At 73.1% G+C, this 11,734-nt stretch carries 12 protein-coding genes; 7 read left to right on the top strand and 5 right to left on the bottom strand.

Going from position 1 to position 11,734, the window contains the following annotated elements:
• Positions 1 to 84: 84 nt before the first annotated feature.
• Both RKE38_RS15585 and RKE38_RS15590 read left to right on the top strand, forming a co-directional pair.
• Positions 85 to 1,107 (top strand): glutathione S-transferase family protein, encoded by a 1,023-nt coding sequence (locus RKE38_RS15585; RefSeq protein ID WP_316008390.1) that lies wholly within the window; start codon positions 85 to 87, stop codon positions 1,105 to 1,107.
• Positions 1,104 to 2,357, top strand: a complete 1,254-nt coding sequence (locus tag RKE38_RS15590; RefSeq protein ID WP_316008391.1) for a saccharopine dehydrogenase family protein — start codon at positions 1,104 to 1,106, stop codon at positions 2,355 to 2,357. The genes RKE38_RS15585 and RKE38_RS15590 overlap by 4 nt, the downstream gene beginning before the upstream one ends.
• 42 nt (positions 2,358 to 2,399) lie before the next feature.
• Here RKE38_RS15590 and nadA read toward each other — a convergent pair whose 3' ends face one another.
• Complete coding sequence (gene nadA / locus RKE38_RS15595) at positions 2,400 to 3,596, bottom strand: quinolinate synthase NadA (RefSeq protein ID WP_316008392.1); 1,197 nt, start codon at positions 3,594 to 3,596, stop codon at positions 2,400 to 2,402.
• Positions 3,597 to 3,777: 181 nt separating this feature from the next.
• Between nadA and RKE38_RS15600 the strand changes: the two genes are divergently transcribed.
• A complete protein-coding gene (locus tag RKE38_RS15600) occupies positions 3,778 to 4,887 on the top strand; it encodes an alpha/beta hydrolase (protein WP_316008393.1) in 1,110 nt (369 codons plus the stop codon).
• Positions 4,888 to 4,914: 27 nt separating this feature from the next.
• On the opposite strand, the gene RKE38_RS15605 is transcribed toward RKE38_RS15600, so the two are convergent.
• Positions 4,915 to 5,139 (bottom strand): hypothetical protein, encoded by a 225-nt coding sequence (locus RKE38_RS15605; RefSeq protein WP_316008394.1) that lies wholly within the window; start codon positions 5,137 to 5,139, stop codon positions 4,915 to 4,917.
• A gap of 204 nt (positions 5,140 to 5,343) precedes the next feature.
• Between RKE38_RS15605 and RKE38_RS15610 the strand changes: the two genes are divergently transcribed.
• The 3 genes from RKE38_RS15610 to RKE38_RS15620 all read left to right on the top strand — a co-directional run bounded on the left by RKE38_RS15610 (position 5,344) and on the right by RKE38_RS15620 (position 8,825).
• Positions 5,344 to 6,903, top strand: coding sequence for a DEAD/DEAH box helicase (locus tag RKE38_RS15610; RefSeq protein WP_316008395.1), 1,560 nt, complete (start codon positions 5,344 to 5,346; stop codon positions 6,901 to 6,903).
• A gap of 278 nt (positions 6,904 to 7,181) precedes the next feature.
• Positions 7,182 to 8,348 (top strand): glycerate kinase, encoded by a 1,167-nt coding sequence (locus RKE38_RS15615; RefSeq protein ID WP_316008396.1) that lies wholly within the window; start codon positions 7,182 to 7,184, stop codon positions 8,346 to 8,348.
• 96 nt (positions 8,349 to 8,444) lie between these two features.
• Positions 8,445 to 8,825, top strand: coding sequence for an iron-sulfur cluster assembly accessory protein (locus RKE38_RS15620; protein WP_316008397.1), 381 nt, complete (start codon positions 8,445 to 8,447; stop codon positions 8,823 to 8,825).
• A gap of 115 nt (positions 8,826 to 8,940) precedes the next feature.
• Here the strand turns inward: RKE38_RS15620 and RKE38_RS15625 are convergent, their stop codons facing one another.
• From RKE38_RS15625 to RKE38_RS15635, 3 genes are all read right to left on the bottom strand, one after another.
• Positions 8,941 to 9,474, bottom strand: a complete 534-nt coding sequence (locus tag RKE38_RS15625; protein WP_316008398.1) for a hypothetical protein — start codon at positions 9,472 to 9,474, stop codon at positions 8,941 to 8,943.
• Entirely contained in the window at positions 9,471 to 9,821 is a 351-nt protein-coding gene (locus RKE38_RS15630; RefSeq protein ID WP_316008399.1) for a PadR family transcriptional regulator, read from the bottom strand. Before RKE38_RS15630 ends, RKE38_RS15625 begins: the two co-directional genes overlap by 4 nt.
• A 76-nt stretch (positions 9,822 to 9,897) precedes the next feature.
• Positions 9,898 to 10,608 carry a flavodoxin family protein gene (locus tag RKE38_RS15635; protein WP_316008902.1) on the bottom strand — a complete coding sequence of 237 codons (711 nt, stop codon included), beginning with the start codon at positions 10,606 to 10,608 and terminating at the stop codon, positions 9,898 to 9,900.
• A gap of 138 nt (positions 10,609 to 10,746) precedes the next feature.
• On the opposite strand from RKE38_RS15635, the gene RKE38_RS15640 reads away from it, so the two are divergent.
• Positions 10,747 to 11,733 (top strand): carbohydrate kinase family protein, encoded by a 987-nt coding sequence (locus RKE38_RS15640; RefSeq protein WP_316008400.1) that lies wholly within the window; start codon positions 10,747 to 10,749, stop codon positions 11,731 to 11,733.
• Position 11,734: the final 1 nt, after the last annotated feature.

Consider the following 11,734-nt stretch of genomic DNA (forward strand, 5'->3'; position numbering starts at 1 on the left):
GGCCGCACCGCTGCGGTGGGGAGCCGGCGTCCCACCGCGCACGCGCGGCCGGTGAGGTCGGGCCCGCACCGGTAGGTTCGCGGTATGGCTGAGGGCACCAAGGGCAAGGGCTACGTCGAGCCGTCGTTCGAGCGCGACACGCGCTACATCAACGACCGCATCACCACCCGCGGCGACGGGGAGGGGGAGTGGCCGGTGGAGGCCGGGCGCTACCGGCTGGTCGCCGCGCGCGCCTGCCCGTGGGCCAACCGCGCCATCATCGTGCGCCGCCTGCTCGGGCTCGAGGACGCGCTGTCCATGGGGCTGTGCGGACCCACGCACGACGAGGACAGCTGGACCTTCGACCTCGACCCCGGTGGCGTCGACCCGGTGCTCGGGATCCCGCGCCTCAAGGACGCCTACGAGAAGCGGCAGCCCGGCTACCCGCGCGGCATCACCGTCCCCGCGATCGTCGACGTCCCCACCGGGCAGGTCGTCACCAACGACTTCGCACCCCTGACCCTCGACCTGTCGACGCAGTGGACCGCGTTCCACCGCGACGGTGCGCCGGACCTGTACCCCGAGGCGCTGCGCGAGGAGATGGACGAGGTCATGCAGCGCGTCTACACCGAGGTCAACAACGGCGTGTACCGCTGCGGGTTCGCCGGCGAGCAGGACGCGTACGACGCGGCATACGACCGGCTCTTCACGGCGCTCGACTGGCTCGAGGAGCGGCTAGCCACGCGGCGGTTCCTCATGGGCGACACCATCACCGAGGCCGACGTGCGGCTCTTCACCACGCTCGTGCGGTTCGACCCGGTCTACCACGGCCACTTCAAGTGCAACCGGTCCAAGCTGAGCGAGATGCCGGTGCTGTGGGCCTACGCCCGCGACCTGTTCCAGACGCCGGGTTTCGGCGACACCGTCGACTTCGTGCAGATCAAGCGGCACTACTACGTGGTCCACCACGACATCAACCCGACCGGCATCGTCCCCAAGGGGCCGGACCTCAGCGGCTGGCTCACGGCCCACGGACGCGAGGAGCTCGGCGGCCGGCCCTTCGGCGACGGCACTCCGCCCGGTCCCGTGCGCGAGGACGAGCGCGTCCCCGCGGAGCACCGGCCGTGAGCGCCGCGGCAGGCGCGGGCGCCCGCGAGCACGACCTCGTCGTCTACGGCGCCACGGGGTTCGTCGGGAAGCTGCTGGCCGGCCACCTCGCGCGGCACGCGCCCGCGGGGACGCGGATCGCCCTCGCCGGGCGCTCGCGCGAGCGGCTCGAGGCGGTCCGATCCGGCCTCCCGGGCGCCGCGCGGGACTGGCCGGTCCTCGTGGCCGACGCCGCCGACGAGGCGTCCCTGGCGGACCTCGCCGCCTCGACGACGGCCGTCGTGACCACGGTGGGCCCCTACCTGCGGTACGGCCTGCCGCTGGCCCGCGCCTGCGCTGAGGCCGGGACCCACTACGCCGACCTCACCGGCGAGGTGCTGTTCGTCCGACGGCTCGCCGACGAGGTGCACCGCACCGCCCTGACGACCGGTGCCCGCGTCGTCACCGCCTGCGGCTACGACTCCGTGCCCTCGGACCTGGCGGTGCTGGTGCTGCACGAGCGGGCCGAGCGCGACGGCGCCGGCGACCTGCTCGACACCACGCTGCTCGCCCGGATGAAGGGCGGGTTCTCCGGCGGCACCATAGACTCCGCCCGGGCCCAGCTCGAGGCCGTGGGGTCCGACCCCTCACTCACGAAGGTGCTGCGCGATCCCTACGCGCTCAGCCCGGACCGCGCCTCAGAGCCGGACCTGGGACCCGAGCGCGACCCGCGGTCGGTGTTCGTCGAGCGGGAGACCGGCCAGTGGGTGGGTCCCTTCGTGATGGCCGACTTCAACACCAGGATCGTCCGGCGCAGCAACGCCCTGCTCGGCCACGCGTACGGCCGGCGCTTCCGCTACCGCGAGCTCAGCGGCTACGGGCCCGGTCTCGCCGGCCGGCGGCGTGCCACGCTCGTCACCGCCGGCCTGGGCCTGGCGATGACCGGGATGGCGAACCCGCGGACGCGCCCGCTCGTCGACCGCCTCGCGCCCAAGCCCGGCGAGGGCCCCGGCGAGCAGGCGCGCGAGTCGGGCTGGTTCCGCATGCAGGTGCGCACCACCACGAGGGGTGGGCGGCGCTACCTCGCCACCGTGGCCGCGCAGGGGGACCCCGGGTATGCCGCGACGGCCGTCATGCTCGGCGAGGCCGCGCTGGCGCTGGCCCTCGACGGCGACCGGCTGCCACCGGCAGCCGGTGTGCTCACCCCGGCGACGGCCATCGGCGACCGGCTCGTCGAGCGGCTGCGCGACCGCGAGTTCACCATCGAGGTCGAGGAGCTGCCGGGCCGCTGACCGGCCGGGCCGTTGACCGGTCGAGGCCGGTCGAGGCCGGTGTCAGTCGCGGCTCGTGGGCCCCGGCAGGGCGAGCATCTGGTCGAGGGCCACCCGGGCCCAGTGCGCCACGTCCGGGTCGACCCGGATCGGGTTCACGACGCGGCCCTGCACGAGGGACTCCAGCGCCCAGACCAGGTGCGGCAGGTCGATCCGGTTCATCGTCGAGCAGTAGCAGACGTTCTTCTCCAGGAAGGCGATCCGCTGCTCGGGGAACTGCTCGGCCAGCCGCCGCACGAGGTTGAGCTCGGTGCCGACGACCCACGACGTTCCGGCCGGTGCGGCCGCGATCGTGGCGATGATCTTCTCGGTCGAGCCGACCTCGTCGGCCGCCTCGACGACCTCGTGGCGGCACTCGGGGTGGACGATCACCTTGACCCCGGGGATGTCGCGCCGGGCCTGCTCGACCGCCTCGAGGGTGAACCGGCCGTGGACGGAGCAGTGGCCGCGCCACAGGACCATCGTGGCCGCGTCGAGCTGCTCGCGGGTCAGGCCGCCGTTCGGCTTGTGCGGGTCCCAGATCACGCAGTCGTCGAGCGCCCCGCCGAGGTCGCGCACGTAGGTGTTGCGGCCGAGGTGCTGGTCGGGCAGGAACAGCACCTTGCCGCCCTCGCCGGCCTGCTCCAGCGCCCACGACAGCGCCGTGCGGGCGTTGGAGGACGTGCAGACCGTGCCGCCGTGCCGCCCGGTGAAGGCCTTGATGGCGGCCGAGGAGTTCATGTACGTGACCGGCACGGTGCGGTCGACGACGCCCGCGGCGACGAGGTCCTCCCACGCGTCCTCGACCTGCTGGATCGCGGCCATGTCCGCCATGGAGCACCCGGCGGCGAGGTCGGGCAGGATCACCGTCTGCTCGTCGCTGGTCAGGATGTCGGCCGACTCGGCCATGAAGTGCACGCCGCAGAACACGATGTACGGGGCGTCCGGGCGCGCCGCGGCGTCCTTGGCCAGCTTGAACGAGTCGCCCGTGACGTCGGCGAACTCGATGACCTCGTCGCGCTGGTAGTGGTGGCCGAGCACGAACACCCGGTCCCCGAGCGCCGCCTTCGCCGCGCGCGCCCGCTCGACCAGTCCGGGGTCGGAGGGTGCCGGCAGGTCGCCGGGGCACTCGACCCCTCGCTCGGTGTGCAGGTCGGTGCCGTGGCCCAGGACGAGCAGGGGGAGCGGGGCGTTGCGCGGCGTCGCGGTGGTGGTGCTCACGCCCGCATCGTATGCCGTGTGCGACCGCGGTCGATCAGTGCGCAGTCCTCAGCAAGGTCCCAGCCGACGCACAGCACGCTCCGAGTGATCCAGCGCAGGATGAGTCTGTGCGGAGAGCGATCACGGGCCGACCGGCCACGTCCAGCGGTTTGGGCGCCCGGATCAGCGAAACGGATAATCCATGTCCCTGACTGGTAACACGCTTCCCACCCTGCTGGCGCTGCTGGCCGTGGCCCTGTTCGTCGTCCTCGCTGCCGGCTTACCGGTGGTCCGCCGCCGGTGGGTAGCCGTGACGACGCGAGCCGGGGGCATCGCCGCCCTCAACGTAGTGGTGCTGTGTCTCGTGGGAGTGATAGCCAACGACCACTTTGGTTTCTACGTGAGCTGGAACGACCTTGCCGGGGCTCGCTCACCCGTCACGATCACCCACCACGGAGGGACCACGCGGTTGGCGTTGAGCCACCGCCTTCGCGGTGGCCTGACCCCGCCCCCGTCCGTGCTCCCCGCGCTGAAGGCGTCCGGTCGCCTGCAGACCTTTCAGGTCAGGGGAAGCACAAGCGGGCTCTCGGGCGAGGTGCTGGTCCTGCTGCCACCCGGGTACGACCCCAGCTCGTCGCGGCGCTACCCGGTCATCGAAGCCCTGCACGGCATCCCGGGCAACGCAACCTCGTGGTTGAGGGGAATGAACCTGCAGCAGTCGCTCGACGCCGAGGTGGCGGCCCGGAAGATTGCCCCGAGCCTCGTGGTCCTGCCCCAGGACAACTTTCCCCTCTCCCTCGACGGAGAGTGCGTCAACGGCCCCAGTGGCACGCCGCAGACGGAGACGTGGCTGGCCCAGGACGTGCCACGGTTCGTCACGTCCCATTTCCGAGTGGCGACCGATCGGGGCTCATGGGCGGTGGCCGGATACTCCGAGGGTGGATGGTGCGCCGCCATGGTCGGCATGTTGCACCCCAACATCTTCGGTGGCGACCTGGTCTTCAGCGGTACCTTCAGGCCCGAGTTCACCCCGACATACCGGCCCTTCGGACATGCTCTGCCGGCGCGCTACGACCTGATACGGCTGGCCGCGAAGAACCCGCCAGCGATGGCGATGTGGGTACAGTCCAGCAAGAGGGACGGCTACTCCTACCCTCCCACCGCGCTCTTCCTCAAAAGCGTGAGAGCGCCCCTTTCGGTGACGACGGACTTGCTCAAGACGGGCGGACACCGCGTCATGCTGTGGGCCTCTGAGGTTCCATCAGCGTTGCAGTGGCTGGGCCAGGGCCTGCCGGGCTTCGCGCCGCACTGACGGCCCGCCCGGCTCGCGGACCCGGTCTCAGAGCAGGTGGATCTTCGGGCTGCTCCGGGCGACGCTGACGTGCTGGTCGCCAAAGCGGACCACGACGCGGTCGTCGTCGAGCTTGACCACCGAACCGAGGCCGTGGCGGTCGTGCGAGACCCGGTCACCGACGGCGAAGGTGGGGTGCACCACCGGCTCGGTGTCGCGGTTGAACGGGCTGTTCTGCAGGTGGGCGCGTTTGCTCGGGGGGCGAGTGGACATGCCTCCCAGTGTCCACCCATTCGGGGCCGCTCGCGTGCGCCACCCCCCTCCGTGTCGGGGCCGGGCCTCGTCGGCGGGTAGACTGGACGCGTCGCCCGGACAGTTTCGCCACGGGCGGATCGTGTGACGCCCCTCCCGTGAGCTGCGGCCAGTGACGGCCAGCGCCCGGCGGAACACCTCTCCCAACCTCTGGAGCACCTTCCTGTGTCTGTCGACACCACCTTCGCGCGCCTCGGCGTGCCCACCGCCTTCGTCGACCTGCTGGCCGAGCGCGGCATCACCACACCCACCCCGATCCAGGCCGCGACCCTGCCGGACTCCCTCGCCGGGCGCGACGTGCTCGGCCGGGGCCGCACCGGTTCCGGCAAGACCTACGCCTTCCTCCTGCCCCTGCTGACGCGGCTCGCGGCCAGCGGCACGCCCCGCCGGCCCGGCCGACCCCGCGCCCTGGTCCTGGCACCGACCCGCGAGCTCGTCCTGCAGATCGAGGCCGCCATGGCGCCCCTGGCCTCGGCCCTGGGCCTGCGCAGCCAGACCGTCTTCGGCGGCGTGGGGCAGAACCCGCAGGTCCGCGGCCTCAAGGCCGGCGTCGACGTCGTCCTGGCCTGCCCCGGCCGGCTGGAGGACCTCATCGGGCAGGGTCACGTGAGCCTGGACGCCGTCGAGGTCACCGTCCTCGACGAGGCCGACCACATGGCCGACCTCGGCTTCCTGCCCGCCGTCCGCCGCCTGCTCGACGCGACCCCTGCCGGGGGCCAGCGCCTGCTCTTCTCGGCGACGCTCGACAGCGGCGTCAACGTCCTCGTCAAGCGCTACCTCAGCTCGCCGGTGACGCACGAGGCGGACTCCGCCCAGTCGCCGGTCGCGCAGATGACGCACCACGTCTTCCACCTGCGCCCGGACGCCCACTTCCCGGTGCTGCTCGACCTGGCCGCGGCCCCGGGCCGCACGGTCGTCTTCACCCGCACCAAGCACCGCGCCAAGAAGCTGGCCCGCCAGCTCAACTCGTCGGGGGTCCCGGCGGTCGAGCTGCACGGCAACCTCGGCCAGAACGCCCGCACCCGCAACCTCGAGGCGTTCCACGACGGCAGCGCCACGACGCTCGTGGCGACCGACATCGCGGCCCGCGGCATCCACGTCGACGACGTCGGCCTGGTGATCCACGCCGACCCGCCGGTCGAGCACAAGGCGTACCTGCACCGCTCGGGCCGCACCGCCCGCGCCGGCTCGAGCGGCACCGTCGTCACGCTCATGACCGACGAGCAGGTCCGCGACGTGCGTGACCTCACCCGCAAGGCGGGCATCAACCCGACGACCACCCGCGTGCACCTGGGCCACCCGCTGCTCGCCGAGGTGGCGCAGGGGGAGCGGACCTTCGCGGGCGCGTTCCAGCCCGCGGCCACCACGAACGGCTCCGGCAGCGCGAGCGCTCCGGCGGGCCAGGGCAACAGCGGCTCGGGTCGACGACGTGGCCGCGGCACCAGCGGCGGCACGAGCTCCCGCGGCACGAGCTCCCGCGGTACGGGCGGTGGCCAGCGGGGCGGGCAGCGCTCGGGGAGCAGCCCGGCGCAGCCCGGCGACGGCCGCGGCGCGAGCCGCGGCGGGGGAGCCCGACGCGGTGGTGCCCAGGGCTCCGGTGCGGGGCGCTCCTCCTCGGGCCGGTCCGGCGGGTCCACCACGGCCTACTCCACCTCGACGCCCGGCTCCGGCGGCGCTGCGGCCTTCTCGGCCGGCAGCCGCGCCGGGTCGCGCCGCGGTCGCTGACCGACCGTACGCATCCTGCCGTCGCGCCGAGGTCCGGGACCTCGGCGCAGCGGCGCGGTCGGAGCGCCGAGGTCTGGGACTTCGGCGCAGCGGCGCGGTCGGAGCGCCGAGGTCTGGGACTTCGGCGCAGCGGCGGGGTCGGAGCGCCGAGGTCTGGGACCTCGGCGCAGCGGCGGGGTCGGAGCGCCGAGGTCTGGGACCTCGACGCACCAGCAGGGGCGCTGACCGAGCAGGCCGACCGGTGCCGGGGGAGCGCCCCGCGCCGGTAGCCTCGTCGCGTGCACGTCGTCATCGCCCCTGACTGCTTCACCGGCACCCTGACCGCCCAGCAGGCGGCCGAGGCCATGGCCCAGGGCTGGCGCGAGTCCGCACCCCACGACCTGCTCACGCTGGTCCCGCTGTCGGACGGTGGCCCGGGCTTCATCGACGTCCTCGCCAGCGCGCGTCCGGAGGCCCAGACGGTCGTCGTCACGGTGGCCGACCCGCTCGGCCGGGAGGTCCCTGCAGGGGTGCTGCTCGTCGACGCCGGCGGCGCCCGCACGGCATACCTCGAGTCCGCCCAGGCAGCCGGCCTGCACCTGCTCGCCGCGGACGAGCGCAACCCTGCCGTCACGAGCACCTGGGGCGTCGGGCAGCTGCTCGACGCCGCCCTCGAGGCCGGTGCCACGCGCATCGTCGTCGGCCTCGGTGGCAGCGGCACCAACGACGCCGGCGCCGGCATGCTCGCGGCCCTCGGTGTCGGGGCCGCGGAGGAGCTGGCCCGGGGTGGCCTGGCGCTCGCCGACATCGGCGACGACGCGCTCGGCGGCCTCGACGCGGCACGCGGCCGGTTCGCCGGGGTGGAGCTGGTGCTCGCCAGCGACGTGGAGTCGCCGCTGCTCGGCCTGCAGGGCGCCTCGGCGGTCTTCGGGCCGCAGAAGGGTGCCTCCCCGGAGCTGGCCCAGGCCCTCGAGGGGGCGCTCGGGAGGTTCGTCGAGGTCGTCCGCCGCACCGTGCCCGAGCAGACCGACCTGCTCAGCGGCAAGCCGCGGCGGCTGGACAAGGAGCCGGGCGCGGGCGCGGCCGGCGGGCTGGGCTACGGGCTCTACCTGCTCGGCGCCACCCGCGTCAGCGGCGTTGCCGAGGTGCTGCAGGCCGTGGGGCTGCGCGAGCTGCTCGCCGCCGCCGACCTCGTGGTCACGGGGGAGGGCAGCTTCGACTGGCAGAGCCTGCAGGGCAAGGTCGTGGCCGGGGTGGCGGGCCTCGCGCTCGAGACCGCGACCCCGAGCGTGGTCCTCGCGGGACAGACCCTCGTGGGACGCCGCGAGGCGATGACGCTCGGGTTGTCGGGGACGTATGCCGTGGCCGAGACGGCGGAGCAGGTGGAGGCCGCCATGGCCGACCCCGTGGGCACGCTGGCCCGCCGTGCCGCCCGCGTCGCGGCCACCTGGTCACCCCAGCGCTGAGGACGACGTACAGTGGAAGCGGTGCGGGAACAATCCGCACCGACCGTGGGTTGGCCCCAGTGGCCCACCTCCACCGACCATGAAGGACGCATCACCATGAGTGTTCAGGACCAGACCGCTCCGGCCGCGACCGAGACGCCCGCCGAGGCCACGCACGGCGTGCTGCTCACCGACGTCGCCGCGGGCAAGGTCAAGTCCCTGCTCGAGCAGGAGGGTCGCGACGACCTGCGCCTGCGTGTGGGCGTGCAGCCCGGTGGCTGCTCCGGCCTCATCTACCAGCTCTACTTCGACGAGCGCACCCTCGACGGTGACCTGGTGCGCGACTTCGACGGTGTCGGGGTCGTCGTCGACCGGATGAGCGCCCCGTACCTCGAGGGGGCGACGATCGACTTCGCCGACACGATCGAGAAGCAGGGCTTCACCATCGACAACCCCAACGCGGGCAGCTCGTGTGCCTGCGGTGACAGCTTCAGCTGACCCGACCTGACCCGGGCGACCGGGTCGGCCGTCACGAAGGGCCCCGCACCAGCAGGTGCGGGGCCCTTCGTCGTGCGCGGGACGCGGTGGGTGTCCCGGCCCGCCGTGCGCCCGCTCAGGCCGCGGCAGGGCGGGGGCGGCGCCTGTGCACCAGGGGCCGCCACGGCCCCGCGGCGAGCACGAACGCGACCAGGGCGACGACCAGCACCGACAGGGGCAGCACGCCGGCCATGGCGACCGGCTCGCCGGCCGTGCCGAACTCGGCGGACGCCTGCGACACCAGCGGAGGCACGGACCCGGTGACCGGTCGCCCGGTCACCCCGCTGGCCCGTACGCCCTCGACGAACCCGAGGACCGAGAACGTCCACAGCAGCTGGAGCACCACCCACGTGGCCAGCGCGACGTACCCGCCGAACGCCCACCGGGGTCGGCCCCGGTAGATCTCGGCCACGGCATACGCCATCGCCCTCGGGGAGCCGATCGCGAGGAGCGCGCTCGTCGTGCCCTCGCGCGCGGCGGCCTCGTCGAGGTTGGCACGCAGCTCGGTGCGCAGCTGCTTGCGGCGGCGCCCGGGCACCCCGCGGTAGTCCATCCAGAAGTCGTACCCGGCCACGGCCCCCGCGATGCGGGCACGGTCGAGGATGCTCATGCGGACTTCCCTTCGTTGCCGGGCGGTGCGGCGCCCGTGACGGTGTCGACGGCCGCGACGAGCGACCGCCAGGCGCGGCCCCGGGCGGCGAGCTCGGCCACTCCCGCCGGGGTCGTGCGGTAGTACTTCCGAGCAGGGCCCGAGGCCGACAGCTCCAGGTGGGACTGCAGCAGGCCGGCCGACTCCAGGCGGGCCAGGGCCGGGTAGACCGTCCCCTCGGCGAGGTCCTCGAACCCCGCGGCCTTGAGCCGGGTGACGATGCCGTAGCCGTACCCCGGCTCCTCGCGCAGCACGCTCAGCAGGAGCAGCGAGAGCACTCCCTTGAGCATCTGCGGGTCATGGGCCATGGAGGAAAGGTATGCCAGGTACCTGACTTTGCCAAGTACCGCCCGCGCGTCGTTACGTGGAGTGCGTCGCGGCGCCTCAGCGGTACTCGGGGTTGGGGGAGTCGAAGCGGTCGCCGGCGTCCCACGCCACTCGCTGGTTGCCACCGACGGGGAAGCCGCCGGCCACCGTGAACATCGCCGCGAGGTGCATGAGGTTGTAGGTCATGAACGTGGTGTTCCGCCGGGTGAACTCGTTCTCGGGGCCGCCGCTGCCCTCGTCGAGGTACGACGGACCCGGCCCGGCCTCGCCGATCCAGCCGGCGTCCGCGCCGGGCGGGATGGTGAAGCCGATGTGCTGCAGGCTGTAGAGGATGTTGGAGGCGCAGTGCTTGATGCCGTCCTCGTTGCCGGTGATGATCGCGCCGCCGACCTTGCCGTAGTAGACGTACTGCCCGGCCGCATTGGTCATCGACGAGCCGCCGTAGAGCCGCTCGATGACGCGCTTGGTGACGCTGGAGTTATCGCCGAGCCAGATCGGGCCGGCGACGACGAGGATGTCCGACTCGAGGATCTCGGCGAAGATCGTCGGCCACTCGTCGCGGTCCCAGCCGTGCTCGGTCATGTCCACGTACACGCCGGTCGCGATGTCGTGGTCGACGGCGCGGAACTCGCGCACGTCGACCCCGTGGTCGCGCATGATCCCGGCGCTGACGTCGATCAGCCCCTGCGTGTGGCTGCGCTCGGGCGAGCGCTTCAGCGTGCAGTTGACGAAGGTCGCCCGCAGCCCCCCGAAGTCCAGCTCCCGCATCGCCTCCGTCGCCGTCCGCGTCCCCGGCTCTGCACCCGTCGTCCCCGGCTGTGCGCCCTGTCCTGCCCCCGTGTCGGTCATGGAGCGACTGTCCCCCGCGGCGCTGCCGACCGCAACGGCAACGGGTAGGTTTCCGGTGTGCGAATAGCCGTCACCGGGTCCATTGCCACCGACCACCTCATGACCTTCAAGGGGAGGTTCCGCGACTCCCTCGTCGTCGAGCAGCTCGACAAGGTCTCGCTGTCCTTCCTCGCCGACGACCTCGAGGTCCGGCGTGGGGGAGTGGCCGCCAACATCGCCTTCGGGATGGCCAACCTCGGGCAGCGGCCGATCCTCGTCGGCGCCGTGGGCGAGGACTTCGCCGACTACCGCAGCTGGTTGGAGCGCCACGGCGTCGACTGCACGTCCGTGCACGTGTCGGAGTCGCGGCACACAGCCCGGTTCGTGTGCACGACCGACGAGGACATGGCCCAGATCGCCACCTTCTACGCCGGTGCCATGAGCGAGGCGCGGGCGATCGAGCTCGGCCCCATCGCCGAGCGCGTCGGTGGCCTGGACCTCGTCGTCGTCGGCGCCAACGACCCCGAGGCCATGCTGCGCCACACGCGGGAGTGCCGTTCGCGGGGCATCCCGTTCGCGGCCGACCCGAGCCAGCAGCTGGCCTTCGCCGACGGCGAGACGATCCGCCAGCTCATCGACGGCGCCGACTACCTGCTCACCAACGAGTACGAGGCCGCCCTCACCGAGCAGAAGACCGGCTGGTCCTCCGACGAGATCGCGGCCCGGGTCAACACCCGGGTCGTCACCAAGGGTAAGGACGGCGTCACCATCGAGCGCAAGGGCGAGGACCCCGTCCACGTCTCGGTCGCCCGCGAGGTGCGCCGCGCCGACCCGACGGGGGTCGGCGACGCGTTCCGCGCCGGCTTCCTCACCGGCCTGGCCGCCGACCTGGGCCTGCGGCACGCGGCGGAGCTCGGCTCGATGCTGGCGACCTACGTCATCGAGACCGTCGGGACCCAGGAGTACACCCTCGGCAAGTCCACCTTCCTCGCCCGGCTCGCCGAGGCGTACGGGCAGGACTCCGCCGACGCGATCGAGCCGCACATCGCCTGCGTGGCCCCCTGAC

This window comes from Phycicoccus sp. M110.8 (genome assembly GCF_032464895.1).
In the GTDB taxonomy this organism is placed as follows: Bacteria; Actinomycetota; Actinomycetes; order Actinomycetales; family Dermatophilaceae; genus Pedococcus.